Origin of the sequence: Flavobacterium sangjuense (assembly GCF_004797125.1) — a bacterium.
Classification (GTDB): domain Bacteria; phylum Bacteroidota; class Bacteroidia; order Flavobacteriales; family Flavobacteriaceae; genus Flavobacterium; species Flavobacterium sangjuense.
In genome coordinates, this window is the sequence record NZ_CP038810.1 from 572,005 (window position 1) to 592,856 (window position 20,852).

The 20,852-nt window shown below is 38.2% G+C and carries 9 protein-coding genes; 3 read left to right on the forward strand and 6 right to left on the reverse strand.

What is annotated here, in order from left to right; translation table 11 throughout:
- Positions 1-150: 150 nt before the first annotated feature.
- Positions 151-1,395 (forward strand): LVIVD repeat-containing protein, encoded by a 1,245-nt coding sequence (locus GS03_RS02500; protein WP_136150993.1) that lies wholly within the window; start codon positions 151-153, stop codon positions 1,393-1,395.
- A 47-nt stretch (positions 1,396-1,442) separates the two neighbouring features.
- Here the strand turns inward: GS03_RS02500 and GS03_RS02505 are convergent, their stop codons facing one another.
- The 5 genes from GS03_RS02505 to gdhA all read right to left on the reverse strand — a co-directional run bounded on the left by GS03_RS02505 (position 1,443) and on the right by gdhA (position 9,847).
- On the reverse strand, positions 1,443-1,823 hold the full coding sequence (locus GS03_RS02505; protein ID WP_136150994.1) for a TraR/DksA family transcriptional regulator: 381 nt from the start codon (positions 1,821-1,823) through the stop codon (positions 1,443-1,445).
- Between the two features lie 7 nt (positions 1,824-1,830).
- Positions 1,831-5,232 carry an isoleucine--tRNA ligase gene (gene ileS, locus GS03_RS02510; protein ID WP_136150995.1) on the reverse strand — a complete coding sequence of 1,134 codons (3,402 nt, stop codon included), beginning with the start codon at positions 5,230-5,232 and terminating at the stop codon, positions 1,831-1,833.
- A 159-nt stretch (positions 5,233-5,391) separates the two neighbouring features.
- Positions 5,392-6,105: a DNA repair protein RecO gene (gene recO / locus GS03_RS02515; protein ID WP_136150996.1), complete on the reverse strand. Its 714-nt coding sequence runs from the start codon at positions 6,103-6,105 to the stop codon at positions 5,392-5,394.
- A complete protein-coding gene (porZ, locus tag GS03_RS02520; protein WP_136150997.1) occupies positions 6,105-8,381 on the reverse strand; it encodes a type IX secretion system anionic LPS delivery protein PorZ in 2,277 nt (758 codons plus the stop codon). Before porZ ends, recO begins: the two co-directional genes overlap by 1 nt.
- A gap of 122 nt (positions 8,382-8,503) precedes the next feature.
- Entirely contained in the window at positions 8,504-9,847 is a 1,344-nt protein-coding gene (gene gdhA / locus GS03_RS02530; protein ID WP_136150999.1) for an NADP-specific glutamate dehydrogenase, read from the reverse strand.
- A 264-nt stretch (positions 9,848-10,111) separates the two neighbouring features.
- Between gdhA and GS03_RS02535 the strand changes: the two genes are divergently transcribed.
- On the forward strand, positions 10,112-10,894 hold the full coding sequence (locus tag GS03_RS02535) for a THC0290_0291 family protein (RefSeq protein ID WP_136151000.1): 783 nt from the start codon (positions 10,112-10,114) through the stop codon (positions 10,892-10,894).
- Between the two features lie 10 nt (positions 10,895-10,904).
- Here GS03_RS02535 and hflX read toward each other — a convergent pair whose 3' ends face one another.
- Positions 10,905-12,128 (reverse strand): GTPase HflX, encoded by a 1,224-nt coding sequence (hflX, locus tag GS03_RS02540; RefSeq protein ID WP_136151001.1) that lies wholly within the window; start codon positions 12,126-12,128, stop codon positions 10,905-10,907.
- Between the two features lie 202 nt (positions 12,129-12,330).
- Here hflX and GS03_RS02545 point away from each other — a divergent pair, with 202 nt between their 5' ends.
- A complete protein-coding gene (locus GS03_RS02545) occupies positions 12,331-20,838 on the forward strand; it encodes a fibronectin type III domain-containing protein (protein WP_136151002.1) in 8,508 nt (2,835 codons plus the stop codon).
- Positions 20,839-20,852: the final 14 nt, after the last annotated feature.

A 20,852-nucleotide genomic window follows, 5' to 3' on the forward strand; every position in this document is an offset into this window, starting at 1 on the left:
TATTATACAAAAGACAGAATATTTTTTAGTTATAAATCTCATTCTATACATTTTATGAATGTTAGTAAAAGATTTGTTAACTTCACCATCAAAAGCAACCAATTTCGTTTTTTTACATCCAAAAGAAACCAACCAATAAAATAACAGATTATGAAAAAAATTTATTTAATCGCTGCTTGTGTTTTTTCTATTCTTATCTCTTCATGTGATTCTGATGATTCTCAGAAAGAACAGGCAAAATTCGCGGTTCCGACTTTAAAATCGTTAGCGGAAATTAGAGGGAATGTCTCTGTGACCTCAGCTAGACAAACCAATTCTGACGGTAAAATTTATGTTGCAGAAAACTATCTTTTCTACATTGCAAAAGAACATGGCGTTCATGTTTTTAACAACACCAATCCATCTGCACCTGTAAATATTGCATTTATAAATATTGAAGGCGTTCATGATATTTCTGTAAAAGGAGATTATCTTTTTGCAGACAACTTTGTCGATTTATTGGTTTTTGACATAAGTAATATTCAAGATATCACCTTAGTAAGAACGGTTGAAAATTCTATTGGTTTTAGTCCGGTTTTTCCTGATGATGCAGAGTTTTATGATTATACCGTTGTTGCTACCGGAGACGAAATAATTACAGGTTTTGCGATTGAAATGAGAGACAGACCTGAAGCACCGGAAATAGTTATGTCAGAAGGTGCTTTGGCATCATTTGATGCGTCCAACGGGAATGTTGGCCTTGGAGGTTCTTATGCCCGTTTCCAAATAAGAAACAATGCGCTTTATACTATTGACTCTTATAAATTGAATGTTTTCAACATTACGAACCCTCTTACTACTTTTTTTGACAAAGAAATTTATATGACGATGTGGTTTGGAGGCGGAGAATTTGAAACACTGTTTATCCAGAAAAATATATTATTTGTAGGTTCAACTACCGGAATGTATACGGTTGATGCCACCGATGAGTTCAATCCTTATTTTGTTTCTGGATTTTCTCATGCAACAGCCTGCGATCCTGTGGTTGTATATGAAGACACTGCTTATATTACAGTTCGTGGCGGTTCCAGCTGTGGGGCAATCGAAGATCAGATTAATGTTATCGATGTTACAGACATCGCTGCTCCAACATTACTATCAACGTATCTGATTGACGAACCTTATGGCTTAGGAATTAAAAATGGTGCACTGTATGTTGGTTGCGGGAATAATGGCTTAAAAGTATTTAATGCGGCTAATAGCGCTGGTCTTACTTTAGAAAATACCTATGAAGGAAATGTAAAAGACATTATTCCTTTAGACAGCCATTTAATTGTTATTGGTGATAATAAAATAACGCAATACAGTTATGGTCCTAATTTTACGCTGACTCAATTAAGTCAAATTAATTTATAAATAAAAAAGCCCCGATAATTCGGGGCTTTTTTATTAAAGTAAAGTTGTTATCGTTGCAGGTTTTTTGCTTCAATACTCATCGTAGCGTGAGGAACAACGCGCAGTCTTTCTTTCGAAATTAGCTTTCCTGTAACTTTACAAACGCCATATGTTTTATTTTCAACACGGAAAAGTGCATTCTTCAAATCGCGGATAAACTTCTCCTGACGAATAGCTAACTGTGAGTTCGCCTCTTTAGACATTGTTTCGCTGCCTTCTTCAAATGCTTTAAACGTTGGTGACGTATCGTCAGTTCCGTTGTTTAAATCATTCATATAGGCACTCTTTATCAACTCTAAGTCAACTTTTGCCTTTTCCATTTTGTTTATAATAATTTCTTTGAACTCTGCTAAATCTGCATCTGAGTATCTCATTTTTTCTTCTACCATCTTTATGCTATTTTGAGATTAATATTCTTGTTTTTATGTCGTCAAATTCTATTTCTGTTCCGTTGTTCAAATCATCCACAAAAACTAGGGTTTCTGTTAGTGTTTCCGATTTGATATAATTCTCATTGGCAGCTACTGCTTTTTCTAAACCATTGCTTGTCTGCAAATGAACCTTAATTTTATCCGTTACTTCAAATCCTGAATCTTTTCTAAGGTTTTGAATTCGGTTAACCAATTCTCTTGCGATTCCTTCTTTTACCAATTCCTCCGTTAAGGTAATGTCTAACGCAACAGTTATGCCATTTGCATTTGCCACTAACCAACCCGGAATATCCTGAGAGGAAATCTCAACGTCATCGGATGTTAAAATTATACTATTTCCTGAAATAACAAGCGTTAGGCTTCCTTTGCTGTCTAATTCGTTAATTTGTTCTGCCGATAAATTTTGTATCTCTTTGGCAATCAACCCCATGTCTTTACCAAAACGTGGTCCAAGTGCTTTGAAATTTGGCTTAATTTGCTTCACTAAAACACCTGATGCATCGTCTAAAAGTTCTATTTCTTTAACGTTAACTTCGGCTTTTATCAGGTCTGAAACTGCCTCAATTTCAGCACGCTGATTGTCGTCAAGTATAGGAATCATAACCTTTTGCAACGGTTGGCGCACCTTTATCATTTCCTTTTTTCGAAGGGATAAAACCAGTGATGAAACCGTTTGTGCTTTCATCATTTTGCTCTCGAGTGATTTATCAACAAAGTTTTCAACTATTACAGGAAATTTTGCCAAGTGAACGCTGGTAAATTCCTCACTATTAGTAGTGTTAACTAAATCGCGGTATAATTTATCCATAAAGAACGGAGCGATTGGTGCCGATAGTTTTGCAACTGTAATCAAACAAGTATACAGTGTTTGATAAGCCGCAATTTTATCTTTTTCGTATTCGCCTTTCCAGAATCTCCTTCTGCACAAACGAACGTACCAGTTACTCAAATTCTCCTGAACGAAATCAGAAATCGCTCGAGCTGCTTTTGTCGGTTCGTAATCGGCGTAAGCTTCATCAACCACTTTTATCAAAGTGTGTAATTCTGATAAAATCCAACGGTCAATTTCCGGTCTTTCTTCTATCGGAATTTCCGCCTCAGCGTATTTAAAACCATCTATATTAGCATATAACGAGAAAAACGAATACGTATTATATAAAGTACCGAAGAATTTACGACGAACCTCAGCAACACCTTCAATATCAAATTTCAAATTGTCCCAAGGATTGGCATTTGAAATCATATACCAACGTGTGGCATCTGGTCCATATTCTGCCAATGTTGTAAACGGATCAACGGCGTTTCCTAAACGTTTGGACATTTTTTGCCCATTTTTGTCTAAAACCAAACCGTTTGATACTACATTTTTATAGGCAATTTTATCAAAAACCAAAGTTCCGATGGCGTGCAACGTATAGAACCAACCACGAGTTTGGTCGACACCTTCCGCAATGAAATCGGCCGGAAAATCTTTATTCTGATCAATTTTATCTTTGTTTTCAAACGGATAATGCCATTGCGCATAAGGCATCGCGCCCGAATCAAACCAAACATCAATCAAATCAGCTTCGCGTTTCATTGGTTTTCCTGAAGCCGAAACTAACGTAATAGCGTCAACTACATTTTTGTGCAAATCAACCAAATCATAATTGGCTTCGCTCATGTTTCCAATTTCAAAACCTTTGAACGGATTCTCTTTTTGGAAACCTGCCGCAATAGCTTTTTCGATGGCGTTGAATAATTCTTCTACTGAACCAATCAATACTTCTTCTGTTCCGTCTTCAGTTCTCCAGATTGGCAATGGAATTCCCCAATAACGTGAACGCGATAAATTCCAGTCGTTGGCATTTTTCAACCAGTTTCCGAAACGACCTTCACCAGTTGCTTTTGGTTTCCAGTTGATGGTTTCGTTTAGGTCGAACATTCTGTCTTTGACTTCGGTTACTTTGATAAACCAGGAATCTAAAGGATAATATAATAATGGTTCATCTGTTCTCCAACTGTGTGGGTAACTGTGAACATATTTTTCAACTTTAAAAGCTTTGTTTTCTTCTTTTAATTGGATAGCGATTTCAACATCAACTGAACGTTCCGGTGCTTGTCCCGCATCGTAATATTCGTTCTTTACATATTTTCCGGACAAATCACCCAAACCTTGGATAAACTTCCCTTGTAAATCAACCAACGGCACTGGATTTCCATTCGCATCCAAAACCAACATTGGTGGCACTTCGGGTTTTGCTTCTTTCGCAACCTTGGCATCATCAGCACCAAAAGTCGGCGCAGTATGCACAATTCCGGTTCCGTCCTCTGTAGTAACAAAGTCTCCTGAGATTACCCTAAAGGCATTTTCCGGAGTTTGATATGGCAATGCCAATGACATCAATTGCTCGTATCGAATTCCGACTAAATCCTTTCCTTTGAATTCAGTTAAAACTTTGAACGGAATGTTCTTATCACCAGCTTTGAAATTAGCGAAATCATCGCCGCTTTCACTTGCAAAAAATCCTTTTCCGAATTGTTTTCCGACTAAGTTTTTAGCCAAAATAACTTTTACAGGATGGAACGTATATTGGTTAAAAGTGTCAACCAAAACATAATCGATTTTTGGCCCGACTGTCAATGCTGTATTACTTGGTAACGTCCAAGGTGTGGTCGTCCATGCCAAAATATGAACATCTCCAAAGCCTTGCAAAAAGCTTGGTAAGGTTTCTGCTAAAGTCTTGAATTGCGCTACAACCGTTGTATCCGTAACATCTCTATAACTTCCCGGTTGGTTTACTTCGTGTGAAGACAAACCTGTTCCGGCTTTTGGAGAATAAGGTTGAATTGTGTAGCCTTTGTATAGTAAATCCTTATCGTAAATCTGTTTTAGTAACCACCAAACGCTTTCCATGTATTTGGATTTGTAGGTTACATACGGATCTTCCATATCAACCCAATACCCCATTTTTTCGGTCAGGTCATTCCACACATCGGTATAACGCATAACGGTTCGTTTACACGCTTCGTTGTATTCTTCGATGGAAATTGTTTTTCCGATATCTTCTTTGGTGATGCCTAATTCTTTTTCGGTACCTAATTCAACAGGCAAACCGTGGGTATCCCATCCTGCTTTACGCTTAACCTGGAAACCTTTTTGCGTTTTATAACGACAGAAAATATCTTTGATAGCACGCGCCATCACGTGGTGAATTCCGGGTAAACCATTTGCAGACGGTGGCCCTTCAAAAAACACATAAGGTGTAGCGCCTTCGCGAGACGTCACGCTTTCTTCAAAGATGTTGTTTTCTTTCCAAAAATCAAGAACATCTGAGGCCACTTTTGGCAAATCAAGTCCTTTATATTCAGTAAACTTAGTACTCATTTTTGTCGTTTTCTTTAATCAAGTCTGCGAAAGTAATAAATAGTTATGAGTTACAAGTTATGTGTACGGTTTTTTTGCGTTAGTGATTGAAACGGAAATCCTTTTTTTAAAAAGATTGAAGTGAAAAGCACGGCCCGAAGGGAAACGCCCAAAAGAAATTTAAGCAAAAACCTCTTTTAAAACCTCGAGAGATTTTGGCTTTTTGAAACCATCGAGATGAATGGCGTAATAGTCGAGGAGAATTTTTAATAGGATTTGACGCTCCACCCCGGCGAAGACTTTTTGGTCGGAGTCAAACTTTAAATCGATAAGTTTTTTGAACAGAAACGTTTCGTGTTCGGATAGGCAATTGGTTCCCTGAAAGGCTGAAAAGTTGCCCTCTTTGCAATCGAAAAATTTAAAAACAGCCTCCGAATTGTCGGGATAAAAGCCAAAAAACTTGGTCATTTCCAACATCAGAATCAGATGAAAATTGGCCATTTCATCGTGAGCATCAAGCCAAAGCAAAGCGGATTCTAAAAACTCAAACAGGTTTTCGTTTTTCTCTTCTTCGTGTATGCTGTGATGGATGATTTCGGAGAGAAACATCACTATAGTGCTTTTGACAATATCGGTCGAAATCGTTTGATATGCGTGCGCAAGTTTTATTTCTTTGAAATGCTCGAGTGTGCCTTTGTTCTTGTGATTGGCTTCGATTTCGAGTAAAGACAAAGGCTGGAAATACGCAATCTTTTGATTTGATTTTTTAGCTGCAAAAGCATTGGGTACAAAGTAACTTTTCAAGCCGTCACTTTTGGTAAGGCATTTTACTATCAGGCTTTTTTCCTGATATTTTAGAGAAGAAATTACGATGGCTTTTGTTTTGACAAGCATTATCTGATAATCATCACTTTTTTAACAGCAGTTTCGGAAGCGTCTTCTGCGGCGATAAAAATCATATAAACTCCTGAAGCTACGCTGTATTTCCCAAAAGCCTTGGTATCCCATTCAACCGTTCCACCTTCGGAAGTGGTTTCGTAAACCAAATTTCCTTCGATATCAGTTATTTTGATATTGGCTTTCGAAATTAATCCGGCAATTTTTACTGTCCCTACAAATTCGGGGCGAACCGGATTTGGATACACATAGACTGCATCTAAATTATCTGCTGGTTTTGTCGCTGTGCCTTGAAAAGAAACCATTCCTCTATCGGTAGCAAAAAAGATTTCACCGGTAACTGAATTAATATCGATATCATTTATAACATTGCTTGGTAAGGGCGAATTGTCTTTTGTGAAATGATAAATCGTTTCCTGACCATTGGAAGAAAACAGAAAAACTCCTGAATCGGCAGTTCCAATCCATTTTTGATTCGAACCATTCACGGCAATATCGGTAATAAATTGTTCGTATAAAAGTTCTTGTGCAAGGCCATCTTCCAAAATTATAATTGCATTGGCTTTCATTTGATCGGAACTATTGTAGCTTCCGGCACTTGGCAATACGCGTAATCCTTTGTTTGTTCCAATCCAAACTTGGTTTCGATTGTCTACCGCAATAGCTCGTACATCTATTGAGGGAAGATTCCCGGAATCAACTCCTTCTGTTATTTTTTTAAATCCTACACTCGTATTTTCATTAAAGGCCACAACTCCGTTTTTATATGAAGCGATCCATTTTGTGCCGTTCTTATCAATAGCTATTTTACAAAAATCATTGCTTGCATAATCGGTTAAAATGGTTTGCATAGAAAAAGTCTGCCATGTTCCGTCTGATTTTAAAACATGCAATCCTTTTTCTACCCTGCTTTCAGTCATCCATAAATTGCCGGATTTATCATATGTACTACTGTTTACCCTTGGCGCGCCACCTTCCATTGTACTGTTTGCTGCATTGTATAAAGTCGTTGGAACATTGCCTACTACTTTTAAGAGTCCATCATTATACGAAGTAATGCAAACCTCATTTTCATTGTTAGGGTTTACGGCAATTCTGACCAAGGATGTTGCGCCAAGAACATCGCTATAAGGAATGTTTAGCCAGCCGTTGGTTTCATTGTACTTACTTATTCCAAATTGAGCCAGTCCATTTGGAACATAGGTATATGGGTTATAGAAAATATCATATCCGCCATAAACTACCCATAAGTTGGACGAGGAACTGTTTATAGAAAACATATTGTTCATCTTCGGGCCATTTGGCATAATAAATTCGAAATTGGTTGGCGAACTAATAGGTGAGGAAACGATTCCATTTTCATTTGTTCCGATATAGATAATTGAATTGATGACCGTTGCACAGGTGAATGTTACCGGAATAGCAGTTATCTGGGAATTCTGAATCGAAACAATTTGAATTAATGCCGGATCAAAAATTAAAACTCTTCCTGCTCCGGTAACTATTAAATTATCTGTAGTTGCCCTTATATCCAGACCAATTTGTCCAAGACTACCAATTTGCAGAAAACCACCGTTTAACTTGTAAATATTGGTGTTGGCATTCATTCCAATCAATTGGTTATTAAATGTCGCCAATCCTGTCCAAAAGCCCCCATCAAAAACCTGCCATTGGGCATAATCAATAAGATTTGGATTGGCTATACTCGCTTTCCTAATACCATAATTTTGTGTAGCGGCATAAATGTCACCATTAAAAATAGCTGTTTGGTATACCTTAATTTCCTGTCCGGCCGGGCCAATAAAATAAGTGTCGCCAAATTCTAAGGTTGCCAATTTATATTGCACAATTCCAAAATCGCAGGATACATATACAATGCCATCATATTCCATGAAATGATTTACCCTTTTGATATTCGATGGAATGTTTTTATTGATGATATCTACAACATTTAACATGCTTCCATCGGCATCATTAATGACAATCATTAATCCATCTTCATAACCTACAATTGTTTTATTAAAAGTATCGCTGTGATAAATCGCGGAAATGGTTTGTCCCGAAAGACCATCAACTGTATTTACAGTTTTTACATCGTTAGAAGCAAGGTTTTTGGTAAACAGCGCATTTTCGGCAGCAGCGTAAATTTTGGTGGTTGATTCTGAGATATCTTTAATTTGATTGTATGAAAAATAACCCTTCCAGTTTTGAAATGGCTGTGATAAGCAAATTTGAAAAAAAAGAAATAAAACCCCGAAAAAGCACTTTTTCATCTGAAAAGAATTAGCATACAAATATAGTATAAACGTAAAAATTATCTAATTGTTGTATTTGAAACAAAAAATGCCATCATTTCTGATGGCATTTCAAGGGTCTATTGGTTGGTTTATTTTAATTATACTATTCCTTGTGCTAACATGGCATCGGCTACTTTTACGAAACCGGCGATGTTTGCTCCTTTTACGTAATCTGTATATCCCGTTGCGTCTGTACCATATTTTACACAAGCTTCGTGGATGTTTGCCATGATGTTTTTCAATCGTTGGTCAACTTCTTCAGACGTCCAGCTTAAACGCAAAGAGTTTTGCGACATTTCAAGACCTGAAGTAGCAACTCCACCCGCATTTGAAGCTTTACCAGGAGCGAAAAGAATTTTTGCATTTAAGAATTCGGTAACTGCTTCCGGAGTTGATGGCATGTTTGCACCTTCAGCAACACAAATACATCCGTTTGCGATAAGTGCTTTTGCTTCGTCACCGTTTAATTCGTTTTGAGTAGCACATGGCAATGCGATATCGCATTTAACTTCCCATGGACGTTTTCCGGCTACAAATTTTGCAGAAGGATATTTAGCCACATAATCAGATATTCTTCCGTAGTTTACGTTTTTGATTTCCATGATGTATGCTAATTTCTCAGCACTGATACCATCTGCGTCATAAATATATCCTGAAGAGTCAGAAGCGGTAACTACTTTTCCGCCAAGCTCAGTTGCTTTTTGGATAGCGTATTGTGCTACGTTTCCAGAACCGGAAACCACAACAGTTTTCCCATCAAAGCTTTGACCTTTGGTTGCTAACATGTTTTGAGCGAAATAAACATCACCATAACCTGTAGCTTCCGGGCGAATTAATGAACCTCCGAAAGTAATCCCTTTTCCGGTTAAAACTCCGGTAAATTCGTTTCTTAATCTTTTATATTGACCAAACATATAGCCAACTTCTCTTCCTCCAACACCGATATCTCCGGCAGGAACGTCAGTATCAGCCCCAATATGTTTAGATAATTCCGTCATGAATGCCTGGCAGAATTTCATGATTTCGATATCTGATTTTCCTTTTGGATCGAAATCAGAACCTCCTTTTCCACCACCCATTGGTAATGTTGTCAAACTGTTTTTGAACGTTTGTTCAAAAGCAAGGAATTTCAAAATACTCAAGTTAACTGAAGGATGAAAACGAATTCCGCCTTTGTATGGTCCGATAGCAGAGTTCATTTGGATTCTGTAACCACGGTTTACCTGTGTATTTCCCGCATCGTCAATCCAGGTTACACGAAACATGATTACTCTTTCCGGCTCCACCATTCTTTCCAAAAGCATTTTGTTTTGGTATTTTTTATTTTGTTCGATAAACGGAATTACTGTTTCAGCAACTTCCATAACTGCTTGCATAAATTCCGGTTCATGGCCGTTTCTTTTTGCAACCAAGTCCATAAATGCGTTGATACTTTGTGACATAAAATTAGCTAATTTATATTTTTAAGAAATCGATTTCGTAAAATCGGACAAATATACATTTTATTCAAATAATGACATCTTTTTTTTTAAATTCTCATTGCTTTTATTGTTATCCCAAGAAAACTTGAATAAACCTATTAAAGTAGTAGCTTTTAAAACTTTTTGTTTATTTCTTCGTATATAAATCAAGTATTTTTTATTTATTTTTTATAACTGATTGATGTTTTTATATATTTGTCGAGATTTGAACTAATTAGTATGCAAATGCCCAAAAATTTTATCATAACCTTACTGCTGTTATTTGGCTTGTCAAATAACATAAATGCTCAATTTGGATTTTCACATGAAGTTGGTGCAATCCTCGGTCCTGTTGCTTTTCAATCGGATTATGGCGAGCGTCATGATTTTTCTACAAATGCCGGTAATACCGGATATGGTATTGGAATAATTCATTATTTGAATTTTTCCTATAAAGCTGAGTGTAACTGTTATACTCCTGAAACTTATTTTAACGACCACTTTAAATTAAGAAGTGAGTTATCATACAATAAAACCGAATTGCAACATTTCGGGCAATGGGTTGATCCTGACAAAACGAGTTTAATGGCCAATCAATTAAGAGCTATGAGAGGTAGCACGGCTGTTACCAATGTTGGTATGCAACTGGAATTTTTCCCGTTAAGTATTAGAGAATTTACGGCTACTTTAGGTTCGTTTGCTCCATTTATTAGTTTAGGTGGACAATTTAGTTTTTACAGTCCCAAAGCATGGTCAGAACTTGGACCTATAGGAACACCGCTTACTACGCCGGATAAATATTTAGATGGCTGGAGAGACGAAGGCGGAACCGTTTGGTCTATTGTTTCCAGTATTGGTTGTAGATATAAATTAACTGAGTTATCAGACTTAATGGTTGATTTAAGATGGCAGTATTACTTTTCCAATTGGGTTGACGGTTTAAATCCTGACCCAACCAGATATACAGAAAATAGAGCAAACGATTGGAATGTTTGGTTAAATGTTGGATATATTTACTACCTTCAATAGGAATTAAAAGCTATTCTTTTTCGACCGCGTCTTTATAATCCGGATATAGAAATTTATTATACGGGAATCTTGTGATGTGAATTTTTCTCACTGATTCATATACTTTTTCTCTGAATTCTTCGAAATTCTCTTTGTTAGTAGCCGAAATAAACAAGGTGTGTTTTTCTCCGACATTATTCATCCAAGTCGTTTTCCACTCTTCCAAAGTATAATGCTTTGTTGTTTTTTCGGTAATTAAATCATCCGCATCAATTTCCTGATTTTTGAAAGCGTCAATTTTATTAAAAACCATTATTGTGGGTTTGTCATTGCTCTTTATATCCTGCAAAATCTGATTCACTGAGCTTATGTGTTCTTCAAAATCAGGGTGCGAAATATCAACAACATGCAATAACAAATCAGCTTCGCGAACTTCATCTAAAGTGCTTTTGAAAGAATCTACCAATTGTGTTGGCAATTTTCTAATAAACCCAACGGTATCTGAAAGCAGAAAAGGCAGATTTTTGATGACTACTTTACGAACAGTAGTATCTAACGTAGCAAATAATTTGTTTTCGACAAAGACTTCACTTTTGCTGATGACGTTCATTAAAGTCGACTTCCCAACATTAGTATAACCAACCAAAGCCACTCTAACCATGGCACCACGATTCCCTCTTTGAACCGACATTTGTTTGTCAATGGTTTTTATTTTTTCTTTTAACAAAGCTATCCTATCACGAACAATCCTTCTATCGGTTTCAATCTCTGTTTCCCCGGGACCACGAAGACCAATTCCCCCTTTTTGACGTTCTAAGTGCGTCCACATTCCGGAAAGCCTTGGTAATAAATATTGACATTGGGCTAATTCTACCTGAGTTCTTGCATAAGAAGTTTCTGCTCTTTGTGCAAAAATATCTAAAATTAAATTTGTTCTGTCAAGAACCTTACAATCAAGAATTTTAGAGATGTTTTTTTGTTGAGATGGCGATAACTCGTCATCAAAAATTACTGTCGAAATGTTTTTTTCTTTGATGAACAAACTAATTTCATCCATCTTACCAGTTCCTAAAAAAGTTTTAGGGTTAGGCCTTTCCAATTTTTGAGAAAATCTTTTAATAACTTCACCACCAGCTGTATAAGTTAAAAATTCCAACTCATCCAGATACTCTGTTAATTTTTCTTCGCTTTGATTTTGCGTAATTATTCCAACAATTACGGTTCTTTCAAAATTAATAACTTCTTTTTCTAACATTTTTTTTGATTCTATGGCAAAATTAGACATTTGAGAATTAAAAAATCACATAAATTATTAATGATTCTTAACAATAGCTTCAATTGTTTTTGTTAAATGTGTGTTTTTCAAAAACAAATCATAAATAATTCATAAATTTTACTAAATTTGGACTTCAAAATTTTTAAAAAAAAATTAACAAACAACTCAAAATTTTCATTTTATGAAAAAAACTACTTTACTACTACTGTTTTTATTCTTCTCTATAAGCGGACATTCCCAGCTGCCTTTAGAAGGTTTTGAAAACACTACAGGTCCTGATGCCTTTCCATCAACCAACTGGACTTTAGGAACAGGAAACTGGGCCGTATTTGATACTAGCGGGTCTAGTTTGAACTGGGAAGTTAATAGCAACATAACCACTCCGCCTAGTGTATACAATGGAGTTAACGCTGCTTATGTCAACAGGGAAAATATTGGTGCCGGAAATACTTCCGAAGAATATTTAGCAACTCCACCTGTGCAAATCCCAACGAATGGGGTATTACATTTTTACACAAGAATGTTTACCAGTGGAAATCAAGGGACTATTTATCAAATAAAAATCGCTCTGGCTGATGGAAGTGTTTCACAAACTGATCCTAATGCCTACATATTAGTGCGACAATGGACAGAGGATGAATTAATTACACCAACCTCTAACTTTAACGTGTATACAGAAATAACGGAATCTTTAGCTGCTTTTGCTGGTGAATTCGTTTATGTTGCTTTTGTAAAAGTATTTACCCAACCAGATGGTAATATCGGTGGTGATAGATGGTTAATAGATGATGTCAGTATTGATGCGCCGTGTTTAGCCCCAACAGGATTAACAGTTTCGGGAATTACATCCAATAGTGCCTCCTTAAACTGGACAGATACTAATGGTGCTAGTACTTGGGAAGTAATCGTTACTCCATCTGTTGGTGCTCCTATTACATATCCTGCATACAGTGGAGCCTTACCATTTATTGCTACGGGATTATCGCCAAATACAACTTATTCCTATCAGGTCAGAGCAATATGTCCCACCGGATTCTCGAGTCCCTGGTCTGTAGCTTCTGCCAACTTTACAACTTTAGTAGCTCCACCTGTTTGTGGGGGTAATTTTGTAGATTCTGGTGGCACCGGAGCAAATTATGCTAATAATGAAAATATTACTACTACTATATGCCCTGTCAATGCCGGAGATTTAGTAACTGTTACTTTTACTGCATTCAATGTTCAAAACAATACAGACTTTTTAAGAGTTTATGATGGTAATAGCGCAGCTGCTCCATTGTTAGCAAATTTAACCGGAACTGCTTTACCTCCGGCATTTACTGCATCTTCAGCTTCAGGATGTTTAACATTTGTATTTACCTCAAATGCTACTACAACTGCTACAGGTTGGGCAAGTAATGTAACTTGTAACCCACCTCCTGCGTGTAGAATTCCTACTGCTTTAACTAATAACACTGTTACAACCAATTCTGTTAATTTGAGTTGGACACAACTTGCAAATCCGGATACTAGTGTAGCAACTGCTTGGGAGGTTATTGCTTTACCTTGTGGTTCGCTTCCTCCAACAGCCAGTTCAACAGGTGTTGCTGCCGGAACAAATCCATTTACACTAACCGGACTAACTCCTGCAACATGTTATGATGTATATGTAAGAGCGGTATGTGGTGGACCAACAACTAGTGGATGGACTGGAGTACCAACAACATTTACAACACAATTAGCGCCACCTGTTTGTGGAGGTAATTTTGTTGATACTGGTGGGACGACAGCTAATTATCCAAATAATGCGAATCAAACCACAACTATCTGTCCTACTAACCCAGGAGATGTTGTTACAGTAACTTTTACTGCGTTTAATACGCAACTTAATACTGACTTTTTAAAAATATATGATGGTGATAATACCTCTGCTACTTTATTAGCTAACCTATCTGGTACAGCTTTACCACCTTCATTCACATCTTCCGCAGCTTCAGGATGTTTAACATTTGTGTTTACCTCAAATGCAACTACAACTGCCGCTGGTTGGGTAAGTAACATAACCTGCGCCGCACCTCCAACGTGTAGACCTCCTGTAGCTCTTGCGGCTTCAGCTGTTCTTTCAACTTCAGTTATATTAAACTGGGTGCAGCCTGCAAATCCTGATACTAGTGTTTCAACTGCTTGGGAAGTTTTAGCATTGCCTTGTGGTTCACCTGCTCCAACTGCTGCTGCAACAGGGTTTGTGTCTGCAACAACAAATCCATTTACCCTTACAGGATTATCCCCTACGACATGTTATGACATATACATAAGAGCTGTTTGTACTCCACTTCCAAGTACTTGGACTGGTCCGGCAACAATAACGACTCAAATTGCTCCGCCTGTTTGTGGTGGTACTTTTGTGGATCCGGGTGGAACTGGAAATTACGCAAACAATTTGGATTCAACTGTAACCATATGTCCTGTAAATGCAGGAGATGTTGTAACAGTGACTTTTACATCCTTTGCAACAGAAACAAACTGGGATGGATTATACGTTTTTAACGGTAATTCAATCGCTGCTCCACAAATTGCCAGTGCTAATGGCCCTGGAAATGTACCAGGAGGTTTGGCGGGGTCTTATTGGGGAACAGCAATTCCAGGTCCTTTTACATCTACAAGTCCAACTGGTTGTTTAACTTTTAGATTTAGAAGTGACACAAGTGGTGTATTTGCCGGATGGGTTGCCAACGTAACTTGTGCACCACCACCTACTTGTATAGCACCAACTGCAATAACAAATAACACTATTACTTCCAACTCGGTTATATTAAACTGGACACAACCGGTTAATCCTGATACTACTGTTGCATCTGCTTGGGAAGTTTTAGCATTACCTTGTGGTTCGCCTGCACCAACTGCAGCTTCAACAGGTTTTTTTAGCGCATCAACAAATCCTTTTACCCTTACAGGATTAACTCCTGGAACATGTTATGACATCTACATCAGAGCTGTTTGTAGTCCAACTGACAGTAGTTCTTGGGGAGGGCCAACTACTATAACAACACAAGCTGCACCACCAGTATGTGGAGGTAACTTTGTTGATCCGGGAGGAATTGCGGCAAATTATGCAAATAATTTAGACTCAACCGTAACCATTTGTCCTGTAAATACTGGAGATGTTGTAACAGTAAGTTTTACATCCTTTGCTACAGAAACAAACTGGGATGGATTATACGTTTTTAACGGTAATTCAATCGCTGCACCACAAATTGCCAGTGCTAACCCTCCTGGAAATGTACCAGGAGGTTTAGCGGGATCTTATTGGGGAACAGCAATTCCGGGTCCTTTTACTTCAACAAGCGTTGATGGTTGTTTGACATTTAGATTTAGAAGTGATGCAAGTGGTGTATTTGCCGGATGGGTTGCTAACGTAACTTGTGCACCACCACCAACTTGTATAGCACCATCTGCAATAACAACCAATACTGTTACTTCGAACTCACTCATATTGAACTGGACACAACCAGTTAATCCCGATTCTACTGTTGCATCAGCATGGGAAGTTTTAGCATTACCTTGTGGTTCACCAGCACCAACTGCGGCTTCAACAGGTTTTGTTAGTGCATCTACAAATCCTTTTACGCTTACAGGATTAAGTTCTGCAACATGCTATAACATTTATATAAGAGCGGTTTGCTCTCCTACAGATAGTAGTAGTTGGGGAGGTCCTGCCATCGTAACAACTCAGGATGCTCCACCAGTTTGTGGAGGTAACTTTGTTGATAACGGGGGGACAGCAGCACCTTACCTAGCAAGTTCAAATGTGACAACCACTATTTGTCCTACGAATCCCGGAGATATAGTAACGGTAACTTTTACCTCATTCAATACAGAAACAAACTGGGATGCACTATATGTTTATAACGGAACTGGAACTGGAGGAGTAATGTTTAATAGTGGAAACCCTGCAAATAACGTTCCTGGAGGTTTAGCAGGCGGATATTGGGGAACTACAATTCCATGTGCCTTTACTTCTTCTGCAGCAGATGGCTGTCTGACTTTTGTTTTCAGAAGTGATACCTCAGTACAAAATGCTGGATGGGTAGCCAATATAACCTGTGCACCTCCACCAACTTGTAATGTTCCTGCAGGTCTAGTTGCCACTGATGTTAGGCATAATAGTGCTGTATTTAACTGGACACAACCAGCTAATGCTGACGGTAGCTTTGCAACTGCTTGGGATATTTATTATGTAGCCTGTGGGTCACCTGCTCCAACAACAGGGACAGTGCCGAATGCAACTGTTACAACACCTCCTCCATACACTTTAACAGGGTTAACTGCTGCAACATGTTATGATGTTTATATAAGAGCTAATTGTGGCACTTCTGTAAGTGACTGGACCTGTAGCCCGGTTACTATAACTACTTTGGTAACCCCACCAACTTGTAACGAGGTCTTTACTGACGCTGGAGGAGCCGCTGGCCCTTATGCAAATAATTCAAATATTCCAACCTATATTTGCCCACAAAACCCTGGAGATGTAGTAACCGTAACGTTTACATCATTTAATACGGATGCAACTAATGATGGTCTATATGTTTATGATGGAAATAATATTGGAGTAAATCCAGTTCTGAGCACCAATGGTGCAGGAAATGTACCAGGTGGTTTGCCTGGAGCTTTTTGGGGTAACTTAACTGGCGGGAATTTGCCAGGACCATTTACATCAAGTACTGCTGACGGATGTCTGACATTTGTATTTAGAAGTAATGGGTTTACAACTGCAGCTGGTTGGGTAGCCAATGTGACCTGTATACCAGCGCCAACTTGTGCAAGACCACTTTCTTTAACTGCGAATCCAATAACTCAAACCTCGGCCACTCTCTCTTGGACGCAACCTTTAAATCCTAATGGATCTCAAGCAACAGCCTGGGAAGTTTTAGTATTACCGGCAGGTTCACCTATTCCGAGCGGTCCTGGTATTCCAGTTACTAGTACGACCTACGTGGCTAATGGGTTAATCCCGGGAACGCCGTATGTCTTTTACGTAAGAGCTATTTGCTCACCAACAGATTCAAGTTTATGGTCACCTCTTAATTTTGCATCATTACCTGTTAATGATGAATGTGCTAATGCAACATTTGCTATTGTTAATCAAAACTTGAACTGTGTTCAAAGTACATCGGGAACTTTAGCTGGTGCAACCGCATCTCTTCCTGCTACAACTTGTGGAGGAGCAGGTGCTGCTAATGATGATGTTTGGTTTACTTTCACAGCTACTGCTGCAACACATATCATATCGTTTAATAACGTAACTCCTGCAACAGCTTTGAGTTATGCTATTTACCAAGGTACTTGTGACGGCTTAACACAAGTTGGCTGTAATTCAGGAGCGGGCTTAGTTGGTGGAACAACTTACTATATTAGAGTTTTTTCAACAAGTACCAGTCCGGTATTTACAAATTTCAATATGTGTATAGGTACGTTACCTTGTACTGAGGCGCCTGCTTTTTGTACTGGTCAGACCGTAACATACGCAAATGCAACGAATGTACCTAGTTTAGGAACTATAGGATGTTTGGGAACTTCTCCAAATCCGGCATTTTTCTTTTTACAAGTAAATCAAGCTGGTCCGTTAAGTTATTCAATCTCTCAAGTTGATACTGGTGGTGTTCCAAGAGATGTTGATTATGTGGCATGGGGTCCGTTTACGGATTTAAATACTGCTTGTTCTGGTGTGCCTGCAAATCCACTTCCTGGTCTTATACCAGCTTTAACTCCTGCGGGTGGTTGTACTGGGACCCTACATGCATGCAGTTATGACCCGAGACCTGATGAAATCATGTGTATCCCTAACGCTCAGTTATGTCAAGTTTATGTTATTATGATAACGAACTTTTCAAACCAAGCCGGAACGGTAACGTTTACTCAAACCAATACAGGTGGAGGAACAACAGCTTGTTTCCCTATAAACACATTTAATTATCCTTCCACCTATTATTGTCAAACCGCCGCTAATCCAACTCCTGTTTTAGCACCTGGCGCAACTGCTGGTGTATATTCATCTACTGCAGGATTAGTAATTGATCCGGTAACCGGAACTATTGATTTGTTAGCGAGTACACCTGGGGCTTATATAGTTACAAGTACTTCTGCAACGACAATTGGCGGAACTTGTTCAACAATACCATTTATAACAACTACAAGAACTGTTATCATCACCGCGGCTGCAAATGCTACTATTTCATATCCATCCGCAACGTATTGTAACAATATAACTTCAACTCAAAGTGTTATAAGAACTGGTGCAGGTGTAGGAACATATTCATCATCACCTAGTGGTTTATTACTAAATGCAAATACTGGTGAGATTTTGCCTATTGCAAGTGCGCCAGGATTGTATACCGTAACTTACACTGTTGCTGCAACTGGTGGTTGTCCGGTTTATACAACACAAACACAGGTGGAAATATTAGCATCACCTATCGTTATACAAGCTTCAGTAGCTGCATGTGATACATATACATTACCAACATTAGGAGTCGGTAATTATTACGCTTCAGCTGGTGGAGTTGGGACGCCAATAGATCCAAGTATTCCGATTACTACTTCTCAACCTGTATATATATATGCAGTTGGAACAAACGGTTGTATCACAGAAAGATCATTTAACGTGACTATCAACACTGTTCCGGCACCAGATTATACTGTTACTCACACTAGCTGTAATACACCGGGATCGATTAATGTTACATCACCGGTTTCTGCTGGTAATGCACCGCCTGCTAATTTATTTATCTCTGAAGTTACTGATGCCGATACAGGTTCTTTATCATATGTCGAGATTTATAATGGAACAGGTAGTACTGTAAGTTTGAGCAATTATAAATTGAAGTTTTATACTTGGGGAACACCTCCAACATCAGAAAACGCCTCATGTGATTTACAATTGGCTGGAAGTTTACCAAACAATGGTGTTCATGTTGTAGCCGTTGGAAGCAATACTAATCAAGGAGGTGTAATTCCAGATCAAGTTTTTGCTACTTGTGGTGGAGTTAATATTAATGATAACATTAGATTAACAACTACGTCGGGTACAGAAATTGATTTATGGGGAGCAACAGATGGTTCTACCTATACACCAAGCAATCAAACCGGTTATACCTACAGAAGGCTAAACACCTCAACTGTTCCTAGCTTGTCATGGAATCCTGCTGATTGGACTGCCTTAGATCCGGAAGATTATACCGATGTTAATCAATACTCTTATACGGTTTCCAATTATCAATATAGTGTTGATAATGGAACATACCAAACCGGAACACTATTTGGTAATTTGTCTCCAGGAGATCACACGCTTGTTGTTAAGGATTTAGCTACTGGCTGTTTTTCAGCTCCTGTAACTTTTACTATTAACCCTTTTACTCCTACTCAAGCAGTTACAACATTTGACTATTCAACTCCTGTTTGTCAAAACGCAACACCTAATCCTATTCCACAGAACTTTGGTGCAGGATTTACTGCCGGAGGTACATATTCTGAGAATAGTGCAACTACCGGATTAGTGTTTGTAAACACAGCTACAGGAGAAATAGATTTGGCAAACTCAACACCTGGATCACATACAGTTAATTATACTGTTGCAGATCAGCCTGGTATATGTCTTGTAGGTGGGCAAAGTTCTGCTACTATCGTTATTAATCCGATTATAACTCCAGTCTCTGGATTTAGTTATACAAGTCCTATTTGTAAAAATGCACAAGCGACTTTATCACCAACTTTAGCTGCTGGCTTTACAGCTGGTGGAGTATTTAGCTCAACAGCTGGTTTAGTAATTAATAGTACTACTGGTGTGATTGATTTGGCTAATAGTACCGTTGGAACTTATACTGTTACTTGTTTCTTTGCGCCAATTCCTTCAACTTGCCAGGTTACCGCTACTAGTACAGCTACTATAATTATCAATCCGGTAGTTACATTAGTGACAGGTTTCAATTATGATACACCATTCTGTGCTAACGTTGGTTCTGAATTACCAAATCTTGATCCTGGATTTACAACAGGTGGTACATTTAGTTCTACAACTGGTTTGATAATAAATCCTTCAACTGGAGCTATCGATTTAACCAGTACGCCTGGAACATACACGGTGACATATACAGCTACACCAAATGTTAGTAATTGTGAGGTTTCAACACCAGGTACTACTCAGGTTACAATAGTTCCTCCGGTAACAATTGAACTTACTGGTGGATGTCAAAGTGTAAGTTATATTTTAACTGCATCTCCGGTAAATGGTTCGTTTGATCCTGATACAGCAACTTATTCCTGGCATAATGCCGCTGGTGCTGAAGTAGGGACTACACAAAGCATAACCGTAACAGCAACTGGGGTTTATACTGTAACCATAACTGTGGATGGATGCTCTACTGTGTCGCTTCCTTTTGATGTAGATTCGGTATTCTGTCTTATACAAAAAGGTATCTCTGTTAACAATGATGGATTAAATGATACTTTTGACCTGACAGGTTATGATGTTAAAAAATTAACTATATTTAACCGATTGGGAATGAAAGTTTATTCACGCAATAATTATGTTGATGAATGGGGTGGAAAATCAGATGACGGAGACGAACTCCCTGATGGAACCTATTATTTCATTATTGACAGAAATAATGGTGATACCAAAACCGGATGGATTTACATCAATAGAGCACAATAACATAATATATAATT